Origin of the sequence: Bradyrhizobium betae, from assembly GCF_050632175.1 — a bacterium.
Lineage (GTDB): Bacteria > Pseudomonadota > Alphaproteobacteria > Rhizobiales > Xanthobacteraceae > Bradyrhizobium > Bradyrhizobium betae_B.
On record NZ_CP192576.1, the window covers coordinates 6,431,713 to 6,449,132 of the forward strand.

Sequence of the window (17,420 nt, forward strand, 5' to 3'; positions counted from 1 at the left end):
TCGCCGCACCTGCTGCACACTGGTCTGGAGAAATTCTAACGCTGTTCCTATCGCGCTCCGAAATCGGCTGCGTTAGGGCGAGACACCCAAAACGATGCCGGCAAACCCGGCGGTGCGTGGGGTCGTCCGGCAATGGGGGCCGGACCTTCGGAATGAGACCTGAGCGATGAGAGCGATATTCGGCAAGCTGCATCGCTGGGCGGGACTGCTGACGGCCGGCTTCCTGTTCTTCTCCGGCATCACCGGCGCGATCATCTCATGGGACCACGAGATCGACGACGTCCTGAACAGCCATCTGTTCGACGTCTCGACCAGGGGCCCGGCGATCCCCTCGATTGAGCTTGCGAGGCTGATCGAGCAGCGCGATCCCAGGGCGCGAGTGACTTATCTGTTCATGACGCCGGAGCAGGGACACTCGCTGTGGTTCTTCATCATGCCGCGGATCGATCCCGCGACTGGCAAGCGCTATCCACTCGATTACAACCAGGTCTTCCTCGATCCCAGCACCGGAGTTGAGCTCGGCCGGCGCTATTGGGGCGCAGTGTGGCCGGTGACGCGCGAGAACCTCGTCTCGTTCCTCTACAAGCTCCATTACACCATGCACATTCCGGAGTTCTGGGGCAGCGACCGCTGGGGCATGCGCGTGCTCGGAATCATCGCGATCATCTGGACCATCGACTGCTTCCTCGGTTTTTATCTGACGCTGCCGTCGCGGCGAAAAAGGAAGGCCGCGCGGGGGCCGCAGGTGACGCGCCAGCTCGATCGCGGCTTCTGGGCGCGCTGGGCGCCGGCATGGACCATCAAGACGTCAGGCAGCGCCTACCGGATCAATTTCGACATCCACCGCGCCTTCAGCCTGTGGACATGGGGCCTGGTGTTCGTCATTGCCTTCACGGCGTTCTCGCTGAATCTGTATTTCGAGGTGTTCTCGCCGCTGATGAAGATGGTGTCGAACTACACGCCGACGCCGTATGAGCAGCGGCCGTACCGCGATCTCGACGATCCGATCGAGCCCAAGATGACCTTCGCCGAGATCGCCGCGCGGGCGGCGGCCGACGGCAAGGCGCGAGGTTGGACCATTCCGGTCGGTGCGATCAGCTATGGCCCCGCCCATGGCGTCTATGCCGCGGCCTATTTCCATCCCGGCGACGATCACGGCGCCGGCGGCGTCGGTCCAGCGCAGCTCTACTACGACAGCGAGGATGGCCGTCCGCTCGGCGAGCGGCTGCCCTGGGTCGGCACCGCCGCCGACATCTTCGTGCAGGCGCAGTTTCCGCTGCATTCGGGCCGCATCGTCGGACTGTTCGGCCGGATCCTGATCTCGATCATGGGCCTGGTGGTGGCGGCCCTCTCGGTCACCGGTGTCGTGATCTGGTGGCGCAAGCGCAGGGCACGCATCCGTGTGCGCGAGACCGCTGCGGTGCGCCTGAGCCGGCAGCTCACGCCGGCGGAGTAGGGCTCACGCAAGCCACCGCCAACTCGACCACCAGCACGACGATGGCGGCCGAGCGCGGCAACGATGTTGCTCGGAGGCCGCTGCATGAACAGCAAGGTGTCGATCAATGACGGCTTCGAATGCCTGCAGGCAGCCTGATCGACCCGCATCCTATCAGACTGCCGAAACTCAGGCTGTCATCCTCACGGGCAGGGATGTCGTAGGCCGTCGTAGCCGAGATAGGTGCCGGAATACAGGTCGTAGGACCTGAAACGTTGCGCGCAATAGCCGACCGCGTCGCCATCGACATAGGGGGCGGGGCGACATAGGCCGGACCATAATAGCCCGGAGGGTAGCCGTAATAGCCGTAGGGCTGGGTAGCGCCAATAATTGCCCCGCCGATCAGCGCGCCAGCGATTCCTGCACCAATTCCAATGCCCGCACCACCATGATAGTGGCCACGCCAGCCGCGGCGATATTGCACCGTCTCCACCGATGATGCCGCTGCGCTGCGCAGCATCAGCGCGGAGGTTGCCGGCGCCGCCGCGAGAGGCGCGACAAACCAGGGTGAGGCAGCGACGATGAACGCAACAAGCGCAGTCCTAGACGACTTCATGACAACTCTCCAAATGCACTTCCGGGCCGCGCAGCTCTCTTCGGCGCAGCCGGCATCTCTGCAACAATGATCCGGGAACGCCTGCGTGACTTGATCCAGCGCAACGAGAGCACGGATCGATCAAACAAATTTGGTTTTACTGATCGGAAACATTCGCAAAGCAGCGCAATGCTACGTAAAGATAACCGGACACGATCCTAGCTCTGAGCGCGAACATGCGTGCTGCTTCGGTCAACAATGCCACTGATCGAGAACCGGTGCTCCGGCAGCCCCTGCGCGACGCCGTGAATGGCAAGCAGATGCCCCGCCTGAGGTTCGATGCTCAGCCGCTGCGTATCCAGAAACTTTCTGGCCGTCGTCACGAACAGTGTTTTGAGATCATCTCCGCCGAAGCACAGGCAGGTCGGATTGGTCACGGGCAACGGGATGATGGTGTCGATCTGCCCGTCCGGGCGATAGCGCGCGATCCGGCCGCCCGCGAAGAACGCCGTCCACAGCCCGCCGTCAACGTCAACGCAGGCACCGTCGGGTCTCTCTCCTGAAGCGCTATAGTCGGCAAATAGGCGCCTGTTACCGATCACGCCGTCGTCGAGATCGAAGTCGAATGCCCAGGTGCGATATTGCCGCGTGTCCGTGAAATAGAGCGTACGATTGTCGGGCGCGAACGCGATCCCGTTGGTCACGATGACATCGCCGAAGATCCGCATTACGTGACCGTCTCCGGTCACGCGATACAGCGCGCCGTTCGGCCGGTGCAGCTGATTGTCCATGGTGCCGATCCACAGGCGGCCGCGCGCGTCGACGCGGCCGTCGTTGAGGCGGTTATCCGGGCCGTTCTCGATCTCGCAGAAATGAGCGGGAGGGACGCCGTCGGACGAGCGACGGGACAGACGCAAATCCTGCGCGAGCAGATGCGAGCCATCCGCCGTCAGGGCCTGACTGCCGAGGAATTGGCAATCATGGGAGGACACATGATGGACGCCCGTCGCCGGATCGAAGGATTGATGAAGCCGGCCGTCGATGTCGACCCACCACAGCTTGCGTGACCGGTCGCACCACAACGGCGTCTCGCCAAGGATGTCCGTGCTGGCGACCGCGGTCTCGACTCGATGTGCGGGGATCGAATTCGCCGTCATCCCGGAATCCGGTTCCAGCCGCGCGCGCCGTCGCCAAACGCCTGATGACCGTCCGCGGTCACGGCGATCGTATCCTCGAGCTTGATGAAGCCCCGTCGCTTGTGAGGCAACGTGGTCTCAATCGAGATGATCATGCCGGCTTCCAGCGGCGCGTCGGCGTCGTCGGCGGGATAGGGAATGGGACCGTTCGACGTCAGGCGGGGCGCTTCGTGGCTGACGATGCCCATGCCATGGGCGACGAAGTGCATTTGCTTGCCGTGGGCGGATCGCGCCAGCGCGTCGTTCGCGGCGGTGTAGATCTCGGTACCGACAAGACCTGCCCGTATCGGCGAGCGGGCCGCTTGCTGGATCATATCGACTTCCGCGAGCAGATCGACCAGTTCGCCATCGGGCGTCCCATGCACGGCCATCCGGCAGAGATCGCCGATGTAGCCCCGGTAGTTGCCGCCTGAATCCAGCGAGACGATGTCGCCCGGCACGAGACGCTGGTCCGAGGGAGCGCGGTTGAGATTCGTCCCCATGGTCACCAGGGCGTATTCGAAGATCATGTCGCGGGACAGCTCGGCTTGCCGCAGATGAGCGATGATCTCGCGCTTGCTGTGTCCGGGCCGGGCGCGGTTGACCGCGTCCAGCATGGAGGCGACCACCCGCTCGGACGCTTCGCGGAGGATCTCCAACTCGGCCGCGGTCTTGATCGATCGCAGCTTCTCGAGCGGGCGCATCGCCTCGACGAGCCGGCAATCGGGCAGCTCCCGGCGCAGCACGTCCGCCGCATCGGTCGGCAGGAACGACATCTCGATCCCGATACGAAATGTGGGCGTCGCGATCGCTCTGACATAGCTCGAGAGCGAGCGCCATCGCTTCGGTCGAGCTTGACGAACCGAACACGACCGGCGGCATCCAGTATCCGGCTTCCGTCCTGTTCTGGATGCTGTCCCGTTCGTTGCGGTTGGCGATGTAGGCCGACTTGTCCAGCGCGCCTTTCACATAGACGAAGACGGGCAGAAACCGACTGATTCCGATCGCTTCCATGTAGTCGAACTGGAAGTGATGGTAGCCGCCCAGAAGGTACTGAATGTTGTGCCTGGAGGTGACGATCAGGACGTCGATGCCTGAAGCGTCGAGCAGGCCGTCAAGCCTGGTCGTGGAGAATGGAATTTTGGAGGGCATTGATCGTTCTTTTTCGTCGACGACTTGATCTTCGCGGCGGGAGAGGGCGGTCAGTTGTCCTTCCAGGAGGACAGCGCATGCGCGACGCAGCCATTGATGTGGTCGCTGAGGACGGTCCTGGCGCTCTTGATGTCCCGCTTCAGCGCGGCTTCCAGCAGGGCCTTGTGCTGGTTGATCGTCTCCGCGCCGCGATAGCGCAGGGCATAGCGGAAATATTTGTCGAACACGACCGAGTGGGTATGCATCAACTCACGCGACCCGCAGCTTGAAATCAACGCCTGGTGGAATTCGCCGTCATAGCGCTTGCGCAGCTCGGGATCGTCGCCCTCCTTCAGGACAGTGCGTTCGGTCGCCGCCAGCTTGTGATGCGCGGATACCACGCGCCCCTCCCACTCGACGTCGCCGGCGCGGAACGACTCGGCCATTGCATGATGCTCCAGCAGGATGCGCAGGTCGGCGAGCTCGCGCAGGTTCTGGATCGAGATGGGCGCCACCTCGAGATCCGCGCTGGCCTTCGGCAACCACAAAGCCTTCGGAGGTCAGGCGATTGAGGATCTCGCGCAGCGTCGAGATGCTGACGCCGTAATCCTCCTTCATCGCGTCGAGCCGGAGACGCCCCGAGGGCGTGAGTACGCCGAAAATGATGTCGGAGCGAATGCGCTGATAGCCGCTGTCGCCCGCCGACATTGGCCGTTCCGCAAGTGACGTCATGCGTTTCTCGTCCCGCTTGCCAGGATTGCCGGCCTCCCTGAGGCGGCCGAACCATCAATGTTGCCAGCAATATAGCAGACTCATGATGTCTGACGTCGTTTAAAATCTCATATGAAACCAATTTTGTCGTTTGACATGGAAATATATGTATGATGTCTAAATAAGCTGAGGGTACGGAAAATAATGGCTTAAGCCGTCGTTCGTGCCCGGTGAACAGGGAGGAAACGATGAGCTTGTTGGTACGGGCGCTGTCTGCGACGGCGATCTGCGTGGCGCTGACGGTCGGCGCATCCGCCGCCGATGACATTCAGGAGCGGACGATCAGGTGGGGCCACCTGAACAATACCGATCACCCCGTCAGCTTTGGCGTGCAGAAGTTTGCCGAGATCCTGCTGGCGAAGAGCGGGGGCAAGATGAAGGTCCGCGAGTTCGCGGCCTCGCAGCTCGGGAACGAATTGCAGCAGCAATCCGCGCTGCGCGGTGGCACCCAGGAAATGCTGTCGGCCTCGACCACATCGCTGGCGACCGTCGTGCCCGAGTTCGGCCTGATCGATTTCCCGTTCCTCTTCAACACGACCGAGCAGGCTGACGCGCTCGCGACCGGCAAATTCGGCACGGCGATGCTCGATACGCTGCCTTCGAAGGGGCTGACCGGTCTCGGCTATTGGGGCCTGGGCTTTCGCAACGTCACCAACAGCACCCGCCCGATCACCAAGGTCGAGGACTTCAGCGGGCTCAAGCTTCGCGTGATCCCGAACCCGGTCTATCTTGAGAGCTTTAGCGCCTTTAAGGCCAATCCGGTCCCGATGGCCTTCGGCGAGCTGTATTCGGCGCTGGAGACCCGCACCGTCGACGGCCAGGAGAATCCCTACACGGTCATTCTCTCCAACAAATTCTACGAAGTGCAGAAATACGTCTCCGCGACGAACCATACTTTCACCCTGAACATCATCCTGGTGAGCAAGATGTTCTGGGACAAGCTGTCGCCGACCGAGCAGAAGCTGATGCGCGAGGCTTATGAAGAAAGCCGCGGCTATCAGAAGGAGCAGACGCGTCTTCAGACCGAGAAGGCCCTGGCGGAATTGCAGGCCAAGGGCATGCAGTACAATGCGATCGCGCCCGAGGAGACCGAGCGGATGCGGAAGGCGGTGCAACCGGTCGTGGACAAGATTTCGGCCAATCTTCGGTCCGATACGGTGAAGCTCTTCAACGAAGAGGTCGAGCGCATCCGCAAGGACGTGAAGTAGTCTATTCTCGAACGCGCAAAGCAGCAGAGCCGGCCACCGGCCGGCTCACACCCTCATTTGCCCGGACGTCACGCATGGCGCGAGCTCTCGATCTTTATTGCACGTTCCTGAAGGCCGTCATCGCCGCGTGTCTTGCCGTCATGGTGGTGCTGGTGTTCGGCAACGTCGTGCTGCGCTACGGCTTCAACTCCGGCATCACGATTTCCGAGGAGCTGTCGCGCTGGCTGCTGGTCTGGCTGACTTTCCTCGGCGCCATCGTCGCGATGCGCGAGCACGCCCATCTCGGCGTCGACACCCTGGTCCGGATGCTGCCGGCCTCCGGCAAGCGCATCTGCTTCATCGTCAATTATTGCCTGATGCTGTTTGCCGACTGGCTGCTGCTCTCCGGCAGTTGGCGCCAGACCATCATCAATCTCGACGACCGCGCGCCGGCCACGGGCCTTTCGATGGCCATCTTCTACGCGGTTGGCGTGATCTTCGGCGTGTCGACCGGGGTCATCCTCCTTTACGACCTCATCCGCGTGCTCACGGGACAGGCAAGCGAGGCCGACATGGTAGCCGTCAAGGAATCGGAAGAGCACTGATGTCTCGTCAGATCGTGCAAGGCCGCGCTCACCTGCAATCCATCGGGATCGCGTCATGACGATCGCCGTCTTCACCTTCTCGCTGCTCGGCGCCATGGCGCTGGGCATGCCGATCGCCTTTGCGCTTATCGTCTGCGGCGTCGCCCTGATGAGCACGATCGACATGTTCGACGCCCAGATCGTTGCGCAGAACGTCATCAACGGCGCGGACAGCTTTCCGTTGATGGCCATTCCCTTCTTCATGCTCGCCGGCGAGGTCATGAACAAGGGAGGGCTCGCCAAGCGCATCGTCAATGTCGCGCTCGTTGCGGTCGGGCATTTCCGCGGCGGGCTGGGCTACGTCACGATCCTCGCATCCTGTATCCTCGCGTCGCTGTCGGGATCTGCGGCGGCAGATGCGGCGGCACTCGCGGCCCTGCTGGTGCCGATGATGGTGGCGGCGGGGCACAAGAAGTCCTACGCGGCGGGCCTCGTGGCGGCGGGCGGCATCATTGCCCCCGTCATTCCGCCCAGCATCGGCTTCGTCATCTTCGGCGTCGCCGCCGGGGTCTCGATCTCGAAACTGTTTCTGGCCGGCATCGTGCCCGGGCTGCTGCTCGGGGCAGGGCTATGCATGGCGTGGGCGTGGGTGGCACGGAAAGAGAGCCTGACGCCGCCGCCACGGGCCTCGTGGTCGGAGATCAGCAAAGCCGTCGTCGACGGCTTCTGGGCGCTGATGCTGCCGGTCATCATCGTGGTCGGCCTGCGCTTCGGCATCTTCACGCCGACGGAAGCTGCGGTGGTCGTTGCCGTCTACTCCCTGTTCGTCGCGACCTGCATCTACCGTGAACTGAAACTGTCGCAGCTCTACGCGATCTTCGTCTCCTCCGCCGTGACGACGAGCATCGTCATGTTCCTGGTCGCGGCGGCGCTGGTATCGTCCTGGTTGATCACCGTGTCCGAGATCTCCGCCCAGGTCGTGACGCTGCTGAAGCCCTTCATGGGCAACAACACGCTGCTGATGCTCGCGATCATGGTCGTGGTTGTCATCGTCGGAACGGCGCTCGACATGACGCCGACGATCCTCATCCTCACGCCGATCCTGATGCCGATCATCAAGGCGGCCGGCATCGACCCGGTCTATTTCGGCGTCCTCTTCATCATCAACAATGCCATCGGCCTGATCACGCCACCGGTCGGAATCGTGCTGAACGTGGTCTGCGGCGTCGCCAGGATCAGCATGGAGGATATCATCAGGGGCGTCTGGCCCTTTATGATCGCGCAACTGATCGTGCTGCTGGCGATGATTCTTTTCCCGGGACTGGTGACGATCCCGGCGAAATGGTTCGGCGGCTAGTTACAACGGAAACGACAGAAGGAAGCGTGAAAATGGCCGCTCAGATCATGATCCTCAATGGGCCCAATCTCAATTTTCTCGGTATCAGGGAGCCGCACATCTACGGCCGCACGACGCTGAAGGAGATCGAGGCGAGCTGTCAGGCCCTGGCTGATCAGCTCGGCGTCTCGATCTCGTTCCATCAGTCCAACATGGAGGGCGAGCTTGTCAGCCTGATCCAGTCGGCGCATGGCAAGGCGGATGCGATCATCATCAACCCGGCCGGCTATTCCTTCACCTCGATCGCGCTGATCGATGCACTGAAGATTTTCGAGGGACCAAAGATCGAGCTCCATATCTCGAACATCCACGCACGCGACGAGCTGCACCGCCACTCGATCACGTCGGGTGCCTGCACATCGGTGATTTGTGGCCTGGGTCCCTACGGCTATCTCGCCGCGCTGCTGGCGGCGGTTCAGCGGCTCGGTCAATTGCCCGACACGATTCCGCCGGCGCTGCACGGGCTCAAGACGTAACGGTGGGAGACGCGGGATGCGCGGAGCAGGATTCCTGGCCATCTGGAGCGATGTCGCGGCTCACGACCTGACCGATTATCGGCATTGGTTGACGCGTGAGCACACCACCGAACGCGTGACTACCAGGGGCTTCCTGGCATCGCGCGTCTTCCGTGCGGCGCGGAACGACATCAACCGTTTTTTCATCCTGTACGAGCTTGATGCACCCGAGGTGCTCGATGGCGAGGCCTATCTGGCGCGGCTGAACGCGCCGACACCGTGGTCGCAGCGCATCATGCCGAAGCTCGGCAACTTCATGCGGGGCGGGGGCGTCATGGTCGCGCGTGTCGGCCGGGGCGAGGGGGCCACCATCATGGCGCTGCGGATCGAGACCTTGCCGGACAACCCGCAGGGATTGGCTGAGGCGCTGGTTGCGTGCGACGGGATCGCCGCCGTGCAGATCGGGGCGACCGACGAGGCGCGGACGTCGGTGCGAACAGCCGAAAAGGGCATGCGGAAGGATGAGGGCTTTTTCGCGGGGATCTTGCTGATCGAGGCGCTCGACGTCGCCTCGTTGCAAGACGCCTTGCGGCAGGCGCGCGCGATTGCACCCGACATCCTGGGACGGGCGAGCGAGCCGGAAGTCTATCAGGGCATGTTCTCGCTGGACGCGCGCATCGCGGATTACGGTTGATGGCGGCGTTTCTCGCTTGCCGCCTTGACCACGCGCGAGCTCGCGCCGCGTCGTGAGACAAGGGGAGCTCCGGATTCCGCAAAGCGATCTCGCCTGGGACGCTGAGACCGATCTGCTGGTCGTCGGCGCAGGTGCGGCTGGCATGACGGCCGCATTGGTGGGCGCGCTCGAGGGGCTTCAGGTCATCCTTTGCGAAAAGTCGGACATGGTGGGCGGAACGACCGCGACCTCCGCCGGCACGGTCTGGATTCCCGGCAACCGGCAGGGAGAGCATGCCGGCACGCCTGACACGGTTGCGGCCGCGCGCACTTATCTCGCCGCGATGCTCGGCGAGCACGCAGCTGACCCACGCCTCGACATGTTCCTCAAGGCGGGGCCTATCGTGCTCGATTATCTCGAGCGGAAGACGAGCGTGCGGTTTGCGGCGTCGCCGGTCCATCCAGACTACAAGAACCTTCCAGGTGCTGCGATCGGCGGCCGCGCACTCGGGGCCATTCCGTTCGACGGCCGCAAGCTCGGTCGCGACTTTGCCCGCGTCAGGCCGCCACGCCGGGAGTTCATGGTTCTGGGCGGCATGATGGTCGGGAAAGCGGACATTCCAGCGCTGCTGGCCCCCTTCGGCACCTTGACGAATTTTCGACACGCCGCCGGTCTGCTCGCCCGGCATGCGCTGGATCGTCTCAGTTACAAGCGCGGAACACGCCTGATCATGGGCAACGCGCTTGTCGCCAGACTGCTCGCCAGCATCCGCTGTGCTGGCGTCGATCTCCGGTTTGAGACGGGACTGAGCGACATCATCCGCGATGGCGACGAGATCGTCGGTGCCGTGCTCTCGTCTCCGGCAGGAGAGATGCGCATGCGCGCCCGCAAGGGCGTGGTGCTGGCAACGGGCGGCATCGGCTGGAGCCGTGAACTTCGCGAACGACTGTTTCCGGAGGCCGCACACCGCTACTCCCTGGCGCCCTCGTCCAACACGGGCGACGGCATCCTGGCCGCCGGGCGCATCAACGCCGACATCGAGAGCGATCTCGACAGCCCGGCGTTGTGGATGCCGAGTTCGGTGATGACGCATGCGGACGGCCACGTCTCGGTCTTCCCGCACATCATGCTGGATCGTGCCAAGCCGGGATTGCTGGCCGTCAACCAGACGGGTCGCCGTTTCGTCAATGAGGCCGACTCCTACCACGACTTCGTGGCAGCGATGCTGCGCTCGAACCCGTCGACCTCCGCAGCGGCGCCGGCGTTCCTGATCTGCGATCGAACCTTCATCAGGGACTTTGGCATCGGACTGGTTCATCCCAAGACCAAAAACCTGAACACGTACTTGCAGGCCGGCTATTTGATCGAGGGGGAAACCATCGATCAGCTCGCGCACAAGATCGGTGTCGACGGCGAACAGCTTGCCGAGACGGTGGAGCGATATAATCGCTATGCCGAAACCGGCATCGACGACGATTTCGGCCGTGAACTCGAGCGCTTTGAACCGCTTCAATGGCGATCCCCTGACCGCGCCCAATCCCTGCCTGCGACGGATCGGCCCGGGACCGTATTTTGCCGTCGCCGTATGGCCGTCGGACCTTGCCGGCAGCGCCGGCCTGCGCACGGATTCCTGCGCCCGCGTGTTGTCTCGCGACGGAAAGATTCTCCCCGGACTGTACGCAGCCGGGACCGATTCATCCTCCATCTTCCGCGGCACCTATCCGGGCCCAGGCACAATGATCGGCCCCGCCATCGTATTCGCCTGGTGCGCCGCCATGGACGCCGCAGGAGCGTTGCGCAGGTTTTCTCTCTCTTGAAGGCTGATTTGGCCAGGTCGAGTGCGGGCCTTGCCACGTCGCGTCCCGCATCGTAGGCCTGAGCCACCCGCACGGCCTTCGCGGATGAACCTTTCCGCCCGACAGCGGCACAAAGACTGGAAATTGCTCGATGTCCACGGACATTTCATGAGATCGCTCGCCTTGCTCTGCCTGCTCGCCTTCGCCCCACCCGCTTATGCGGCCACGCCGGAGCAGCACTATCTCGACCTGCGCGATCGCTACATCGCCAGGTTCACGAAAGCTGCGGAGAACGACGAGACCCTCAAACAGCACACCGCTGCGCTGAGAGAGTTGACAGGCGTGCTGCGCGGCCTCGTGGGACCGGTCACGATCAAGGGCCTGCCGGCCGACGGCAAATCGAACGTCGACACGCTCTACAAGGGCGAGATCCGGCTTTGGCCATCTCGACGGGCTCGGTTTCGCCTCAGAGGGCGACAAGATGCAGGCCGTGGTGACCACGACCAGTTTGCTCAAGCACTGGATTGCCGAACACCGCGAGGACGGCATGCCGCAGGAGATCGACGCGGCCTTCAAGTCGGACACCTTCTATTATTATGCCATCCAGGACGCGGCCTTCGCCAAATACGCCGAGCTTCCGATCACGAAGCCCGCATCAGCAAGTGTCGCCGCTGCCGTGCTGGGCGTGCGCGGCAATGGCGATCTGAAGGGACCGCCGACGGAAATCGACGTGGTCGCAATTCAGGGCGACAAGGTGTTCTTCCTCGCTACAAGCGAGGCAGTAAAGACAGCTGAAATTCCGGCCTGCGAGAAGGTCTGGAAGCAGATGATGGCGCGGCCCGTCAACAAGAAGGACCCGCGCGGCGACATCGCCCGCGAAGACCAGGCCATGGACGCCTACACGAAGTGCTTCGCCAGGGAAGCGCCAAGCCAGGGCTGGTACGCGGCCGCCGTCAAGAAGGCGCAGCGCCAGTTGGACCTGCTGCCGCTGCGGTAGCTTGCCACCCCCAGCGATCGCGGCGATGCATCGATCGGGACGGCCACCCGGCCGGGCCAGATTTGCAGCAGGGTGGATGCGGTCTTGCCACCCAGCAGATTGACGTCGGCCAATCCGGGTTCAAGGAAAGACTTGATGCATTTCGACTTGGAGGCAGCAAATCACGTGCTGGCCTTCCACGGCTGAGGCCTTGAGCGATATGCGGCCGCCAACAAAGCCGAACGGCGACCGGCTGGTGACGCGGTGAGTTCGGTCAGGCTTTAGGAAGCGATGCGTATCTCCGATCGGAGATCGTGAATGACCGCCGCCGGCGCCACAGTCCTGGCAATCTCACAGAGATGGCGATGATGAGTGAAATATACGACCTGACCTTGCGTGGCCATTCCAGACAGCAGCCGGAAGGCCTCCTCGGCGCGGAAATCGTCGAAGGTCTCCATGATGTCGTCCGCGAGGAAGGGGCCGGCGTATGCGACCGCGCAAACTCGTGATAACCCGCGACGCGCAGCGCCAGATAGAGCTGAAACCGCGTTCCTTTGGAGAGCTCGGAAGCAATCTTCGAACTTCCGTCCGCTGCCTTCGCAATCAGAAGCTCGCTGCCGTTCGAGGGGTGGGTCACCAGTTCGGCATACGCGCCGCGACTAATGAGCGAGAAGGCCTCCGATGCACGAGCCATCATCGAACTGCGATGCCGGTCCCGATAGACTTGCAAGGCGCTTTCGGCCGCGGCGGTTCCGAGCTTGAGCCGGAGGTAGGCCCGCGCCCTGTCCTCGATCGTCAATAGCACCGTCCGCCGCGTCGCATCGATGAGCGCGACCGCGGCGTCACCGCCGACCGCGGCGATGCGGTCGTCGGCCTTGGTCTTTGCGGTAAACAGATCGCGAGTCCGCTCGTCTTCGTTGTCGGAATGCGACTTTCTTTCGCTCAATTCTGCTTCGAGCGCCGCTCGGTCGAGCGTGTCGAGGATGGCCTCGGCTTCCTCGAAAGTCTCAAGCGCGATGGCTTTGAGCATCTCATCGCGCGCTTCGGTCAAGCGCGCCATGAGTTCAGACCGGCGTGCGACGTGACGCAGGCACATGTCGACCTCCGTCAATGAGTCGACCTTGAAGACATCCATCATCCGTTTTGCCTGAGCCTGGACTTGCGCGAGTTGCCCGGCGAGCTCGCAAGCCTCGTCGCGCTCGGCCAGAAGAGCAGCTTCGGCATCCTGGCGGCGTTCCAGGGTCTTCGTGGCGTCGGCGATGCCGCTCACGACCGCATGACATAGCGCGAGAACATCGGATGTCTCCGGAGTGAGCCCCATCGCCGCGGCAAGGGTTTCGGTCTCCGCCCGGAACTGGATCTGATCACGCTCCATCTTGGAGATTCGATCGGTCAGCCCGGCCATTCTTTCAAGTTCGGGCCCCAGTTCGGCCAGCGCTTCCAGCGTCTCTCTCACGGTCGCGATGGTCGGCTGGCTCTCGTTCTCGCCCAGCCAGCATGCGGCGCAGGCCTGCCGCCACGCGGCGCTCCATGCGCATTCCGTGGCCCGCACCTGTTCGCGTCTCGTCTCGCGCGACGTCAGGTCGCGTCGACGCTCATCGACGGACGTCCGTAGCGCCCTGGCGACGGCTTCGCGGTCGAGAGCGGCCTGGCCGGCAGCTAATAGTGTCTGGATGTCCGCGTCGCTCGAAAAGGGATACTCGCCGCACGCAGTGCTGTCGCGAGCCGCTCTCGCGCGGCTACGACGTCGGTGAGCGCCTGCCGCGCTTCACGCTCCGCGCCCATCAAGCGCGTGCGGAACTCGATGGCACGCTCGCGCTTCTGAAGCCAAAGCTTCAGCCCTGCGAGACCGATGGTCTCATCAAGACCCCCGCCGATGGCACGAACCGACGCAGCGATGTCCGCCGCGAGCGCTTCCCGCTGTTGCAAACTCGCCTGGAGCACGCGCCCGGCATGTTCGCGCCGTGTCCGGATGTCGGCACAATCCAGCAGCGCCTGATTGAGTTCTGCCACGCTGCCGACATGGCTCAGGCGTTGCTCCGAAATGAGATCCAGCTTCCGCATCTCGGCTTCGAAGATCGCAGCCGTCGTCGCATCCAGCCTGTCCTTGTGGGCGGCCCAGGCGGCTTCGCGCGCCGACCTGACCGCACCGATCTCCGCGTCGCTGACGGCGCCCGCGATGGAAGCGAGCGCCTCGCTCCTTCGCTGGAGCTGCAGAGCCTCTCCGTCGAGGCGATCGACGTCCTTTTGCTGGAGGGCGATGTCCTGAGAGAGTTTCGCGTCGGTCGACGTCCAGGCCTGCAACTGGTCCGGGCGGGCAACCTCGACCGTGAGAAGCGCGTCTCTGCCGCCGGTCCAGGGATGTAGTCCGGCAAGTGCGTCGTCAAATTCCTCGGATCGCTCCTGGCGGGTTCGGTCCGCCGCACGCAGGCGCGCGGAGTCGTCGCTCTGGCGGGCCGTGCCGACAGCAAGGCCCAGGGCGTGCACCACCAATTCGTCGAGCGCACCGCCGTCGTTCCCGAGCTTGGCCTCGGCATCCGACAGTGCGTCACGAGCCTTTGCAAGCTCCGTCTCGGCCCCGATGATCGCCGCTTCGATGCCGGATCGCCTTTCGATCAGATCGTGGAGCGGGCCAGTCATCTCGGTCGATAGAACCAGTCGCATTGGCGCCGGGTCCGACTGCCGGTTGATGCGGGTCAAGATTCGCGAGACCGTCTGCTCGGCCAGCCCCAAGGACAGCCTGCGTTCAGGCAGATCTTTTTCCGCGGTGACGAAGCGCGCGCGCATGTCCATGAGACCCTGGATGCGGTCCTGAAGGCGACAAGCCGCCTCGTTGACGACCGATTGCGCGATCGTACGCTCCAGTCTTGCGATCTCATCGTCGACCGCCTGCGCCTGGGTCTGCAACTTCGTCTGCCGGGTCATCAGGTCGGGGAGGTCGGTCGCCCACACCGATGGCGCGTCCGGCAGAGCCGCAAGCGGTTCAATTTCCGTGCGCAACCTGCGAACCGCCTGGAGCCGGGGAAGGGCGTGCAGCAGCCGTCCGATCTCTTCAATCCGGGACTGCGTCTGTCCGCGCTGGCGTACAGCTTCGTCGTAGGCCGCGGCCGCCTGGTCGCGGTCGGCGACGAGCCGCGAAAACTCCGATGCGAGCGTGTCGATCCTGTCGCGCTCGTCCTTCAAGGTCGCGAGCTCTTTCTTGAGATCGGCGAGCATGCCCGTGCGTTTGCCAAGCCGGAAGAAGCCGTCAGCTTCCTCTCGTACGGTCGTGAGCCGCGCGCTGAGATCCGAGAGGCCCGCGGTCGCGGAGAAGAGGAGGGTGCCGAGATCACCCTTGCTGGCAAGGATGTTCTCGCCGCCGGTCTCCAGCGTCTCATCGTCGAGGCAGAACATGGTTTGATAGGCATTCCGGTCAAGTCCTCCCAGCTCGCCGAGCAGTACAGCTTCAGGTATGGGGCGATCCGCATCGTCCAGCAGGCTATTTTGAGGCTTCTTGATCCGCGAGACGTAGCGCAGTCCGGCGGAATGCTCGATCTCCGCCTCAATCCGCATGGTCGGGTAGGGATGCAGGAAGTTGAGCTTGCTCTGTACGTGGATGCCGTAAAGCAAGTCCATGACGGCCGACATCACCGTCGATTTGCCGGCTTCGTTGGGCCCGTACACGATGTGCATGTCCGGGCCATCTGCGAGGCGAGCGCCGAAGTCGAGCACCGTATCCGTGAATTTGCCGTAACGCCTCAGGGCGAGCTTGCGGATACGCATCAGCGGAGTCCGTCCGGACCGGCCGCTGTCAAGCGCGCGAGGACTTCTTCCGAGCCCTCGTCGGACAGTTGCCCGATGAGCAAAGCGAGACCGGTTTCATCCGGCGCGAGGACACGCCGGCATTCCGGAGGCAGCTGATCAAGCAGACTATCGACGATGATTTGCGCTTGCGCCTGGAAGGCCTCGGACGCGATGATCTCGTCGGTCATGGTACGGCGAAGCACCTCAACGGGGTCGCCGCTGTCGGCGGGATCGACGAGTGTCGGCCGTCGACAGTCGGTTTCGAGCTTCTCTATCCAGACATTGCCGATGGCTTCCGCGCGGCTCGCGGCTTCGGTGTAGAGAACATCGGCATCGCGCCGGATGGTCCAGGCCAGCGGTGTCGTGCCGGAGACGGACACGCGTGCGACGAGTTGATCGGATTTCGAGCGATCGGAGGCTTCCCCGAGCGCACTCTCGATGCTGGCGGCGAGCTCGCGCCAGTCCAACAGTCCGGACGCGTCGACGGCCACCCGTTCGAATTGGGCCATGCTGACGACGCGTTCGTCGAGCGACAACGACCCGTCGTCCAGGACGCTGACCAGCGTGACCGACTTTGGTCCACTTTCACCGACGTCACGGCCTTGCGGTATGCCCGGCATTACGATGGCGCAGGCTCCCACAGTCGTGGACCGCTTGTGGATGTGTCCGAGCGCCCAGTATCTGAAGCCGGAACCCGCCAGATGGGGCGTGCTGCACGGCGCGTATACGTCGTGCCCCGGCGCACCGTCCAGGCTGGTGTGCATGAGCCCGATGTTGATCGCGCCCCCGACGGGCGGCTTGTATTTGCCGAGCAGGCTTTCCGGCGCCTGTGGCTTCGCGAAGCTGAGCCCATGCACCAGGATCGGCCGCTCACCCCGATCTCGCAACACCTCGACGGCGTCGGCCCGTCCGCCAAAGACGGTCACGTTGTCCGGAAGCACGAGTTCCTTGGTGATCTTCGATAAGGCATCGTGATTTCCACGAATGATGAAGACGCGGACACCGCCGGCATGCAGGCGGCGCAGTTGCTCGGTCAGGAACCGCGCCGTCTTCATCGAGGTCTGATCGCCGTCGTAGAGGTCGCCGGCGAGCAGAAGCGCATCCACGCGTTCATCGAGACAAAGGTCGACGATGCGGACGAAGACCTGACGGCTGGCATTGCCGATGAGCTCGGCGATATCCGGACTTCGCAAGGCGAGAGACCGTAGCGGCGAGTCCAGGTGGATATCGGCCGCATGCACGAAACGGAAAGCCGACATTGAGCGCACCTTCATCGGTCGAGTCGATCGAATCAGCGGAGCTTATCGCATCCGGCATCCGCATCGTCGTGGTGATGGCGGATTTCCCGATTTGGTGTGGATGAGGTGTGGACGGCGGCCGGTTGCCTGGCCGTTAGCGTCAGTTACCGTCCCACGAGCCCTCAGGGATAAGTTGCCGAAACACGATCGGGAACCGGCGCGCGG

General features: G+C 63.4%; 12 protein-coding genes and 4 pseudogenes. 9 read left to right on the plus strand and 7 right to left on the minus strand.

The window, feature by feature from the left end:
- The first annotated feature begins 166 nt into the window (after positions 1-166).
- Positions 167-1,456, plus strand: coding sequence for a siderophore utilization protein FsrB (fsrB, locus tag ACQ86E_RS30955; RefSeq protein ID WP_431203179.1), 1,290 nt, complete (start codon positions 167-169; stop codon positions 1,454-1,456).
- A 103-nt stretch (positions 1,457-1,559) separates the two neighbouring features.
- Here the strand turns inward: fsrB and ACQ86E_RS30960 are convergent, their stop codons facing one another.
- The 4 genes and pseudogenes from ACQ86E_RS30960 to ACQ86E_RS30975 all read right to left on the minus strand — a co-directional run bounded on the left by ACQ86E_RS30960 (position 1,560) and on the right by ACQ86E_RS30975 (position 5,068).
- Positions 1,560-2,051, minus strand: a complete 492-nt coding sequence (locus ACQ86E_RS30960; RefSeq protein WP_431203180.1) for a hypothetical protein — start codon at positions 2,049-2,051, stop codon at positions 1,560-1,562.
- Between the two features lie 197 nt (positions 2,052-2,248).
- Positions 2,249-3,187 carry an SMP-30/gluconolactonase/LRE family protein gene (locus ACQ86E_RS30965; RefSeq protein WP_431203181.1) on the minus strand — a complete coding sequence of 313 codons (939 nt, stop codon included), beginning with the start codon at positions 3,185-3,187 and terminating at the stop codon, positions 2,249-2,251.
- Positions 3,184-4,357 (minus strand): annotated as a pseudogene (locus ACQ86E_RS30970) (M24 family metallopeptidase). Before ACQ86E_RS30970 ends, ACQ86E_RS30965 begins: the two are co-directional and overlap by 4 nt.
- A gap of 50 nt (positions 4,358-4,407) precedes the next feature.
- Positions 4,408-5,068, minus strand: a pseudogene (locus tag ACQ86E_RS30975) (GntR family transcriptional regulator).
- Between the two features lie 227 nt (positions 5,069-5,295).
- Here ACQ86E_RS30975 and ACQ86E_RS30980 point away from each other — a divergent pair.
- From ACQ86E_RS30980 to ACQ86E_RS31015, 8 genes and pseudogenes are all read left to right on the plus strand, one after another.
- Complete coding sequence (locus ACQ86E_RS30980; RefSeq protein ID WP_431203182.1) at positions 5,296-6,315, plus strand: TRAP transporter substrate-binding protein; 1,020 nt, start codon at positions 5,296-5,298, stop codon at positions 6,313-6,315.
- 74 nt (positions 6,316-6,389) lie between these two features.
- A complete protein-coding gene (locus tag ACQ86E_RS30985) occupies positions 6,390-6,899 on the plus strand; it encodes a TRAP transporter small permease (protein WP_015686147.1) in 510 nt (169 codons plus the stop codon).
- A 55-nt stretch (positions 6,900-6,954) separates the two neighbouring features.
- Complete coding sequence (locus ACQ86E_RS30990) at positions 6,955-8,235, plus strand: TRAP transporter large permease (RefSeq protein ID WP_431203183.1); 1,281 nt, start codon at positions 6,955-6,957, stop codon at positions 8,233-8,235.
- A gap of 32 nt (positions 8,236-8,267) precedes the next feature.
- Complete coding sequence (aroQ, locus tag ACQ86E_RS30995; RefSeq protein WP_431203184.1) at positions 8,268-8,750, plus strand: type II 3-dehydroquinate dehydratase; 483 nt, start codon at positions 8,268-8,270, stop codon at positions 8,748-8,750.
- A 16-nt stretch (positions 8,751-8,766) separates the two neighbouring features.
- Positions 8,767-9,423, plus strand: a complete 657-nt coding sequence (locus ACQ86E_RS31000) for a hypothetical protein (protein ID WP_431203185.1) — start codon at positions 8,767-8,769, stop codon at positions 9,421-9,423.
- A gap of 142 nt (positions 9,424-9,565) precedes the next feature.
- Positions 9,566-10,771: pseudogene (locus tag ACQ86E_RS31005) on the plus strand (FAD-binding protein); the annotation flags it as partial.
- Between the two features lie 82 nt (positions 10,772-10,853).
- Positions 10,854-11,219, plus strand: coding sequence for an FAD-binding protein (locus ACQ86E_RS31010; protein ID WP_431206613.1), 366 nt, complete (start codon positions 10,854-10,856; stop codon positions 11,217-11,219).
- Positions 11,220-11,366: 147 nt separating this feature from the next.
- Positions 11,367-12,195, plus strand: a pseudogene (locus ACQ86E_RS31015) (hypothetical protein).
- A 253-nt stretch (positions 12,196-12,448) separates the two neighbouring features.
- Here the strand turns inward: ACQ86E_RS31015 and ACQ86E_RS31020 are convergent.
- The 3 genes from ACQ86E_RS31020 to ACQ86E_RS31030 form a co-directional block, all read right to left on the minus strand.
- A complete protein-coding gene (locus tag ACQ86E_RS31020; RefSeq protein WP_431203186.1) occupies positions 12,449-13,726 on the minus strand; it encodes an ATP-binding protein in 1,278 nt (425 codons plus the stop codon).
- A gap of 107 nt (positions 13,727-13,833) precedes the next feature.
- A complete protein-coding gene (locus ACQ86E_RS31025) occupies positions 13,834-15,936 on the minus strand; it encodes an AAA family ATPase (protein ID WP_431203187.1) in 2,103 nt (700 codons plus the stop codon).
- Positions 15,936-17,216, minus strand: coding sequence for a metallophosphoesterase family protein (locus ACQ86E_RS31030; RefSeq protein WP_431203188.1), 1,281 nt, complete (start codon positions 17,214-17,216; stop codon positions 15,936-15,938). Before ACQ86E_RS31030 ends, ACQ86E_RS31025 begins: the two co-directional genes overlap by 1 nt.
- Between the last annotated feature and the right edge of the window lie 204 nt (positions 17,217-17,420).

Coding starts and splice junctions, on each gene's coding strand:
- fsrB (WP_431203179.1), top strand. CDS start 167: ATGAGAGCGATATTCGGCAAGCTGCATCGCTGGGCGGGACTGCTGACG.
- ACQ86E_RS30960 (WP_431203180.1), bottom strand. CDS start 2,051: ATGAAGTCGTCTAGGACTGCGCTTGTTGCGTTCATCGTCGCTGCCTCA.
- ACQ86E_RS30965 (WP_431203181.1), bottom strand. CDS start 3,187: ATGACGGCGAATTCGATCCCCGCACATCGAGTCGAGACCGCGGTCGCC.
- ACQ86E_RS30980 (WP_431203182.1), top strand. CDS start 5,296: ATGAGCTTGTTGGTACGGGCGCTGTCTGCGACGGCGATCTGCGTGGCG.
- ACQ86E_RS30985 (WP_015686147.1), top strand. CDS start 6,390: ATGGCGCGAGCTCTCGATCTTTATTGCACGTTCCTGAAGGCCGTCATC.
- ACQ86E_RS30990 (WP_431203183.1), top strand. CDS start 6,955: ATGACGATCGCCGTCTTCACCTTCTCGCTGCTCGGCGCCATGGCGCTG.
- aroQ (WP_431203184.1), top strand. CDS start 8,268: ATGGCCGCTCAGATCATGATCCTCAATGGGCCCAATCTCAATTTTCTC.
- ACQ86E_RS31000 (WP_431203185.1), top strand. CDS start 8,767: ATGCGCGGAGCAGGATTCCTGGCCATCTGGAGCGATGTCGCGGCTCAC.
- ACQ86E_RS31010 (WP_431206613.1), top strand. CDS start 10,854: ATGCCGAAACCGGCATCGACGACGATTTCGGCCGTGAACTCGAGCGCT.
- ACQ86E_RS31025 (WP_431203187.1), bottom strand. CDS start 15,936: ATGCGTATCCGCAAGCTCGCCCTGAGGCGTTACGGCAAATTCACGGAT.
- ACQ86E_RS31030 (WP_431203188.1), bottom strand. CDS start 17,216: ATGTCGGCTTTCCGTTTCGTGCATGCGGCCGATATCCACCTGGACTCG.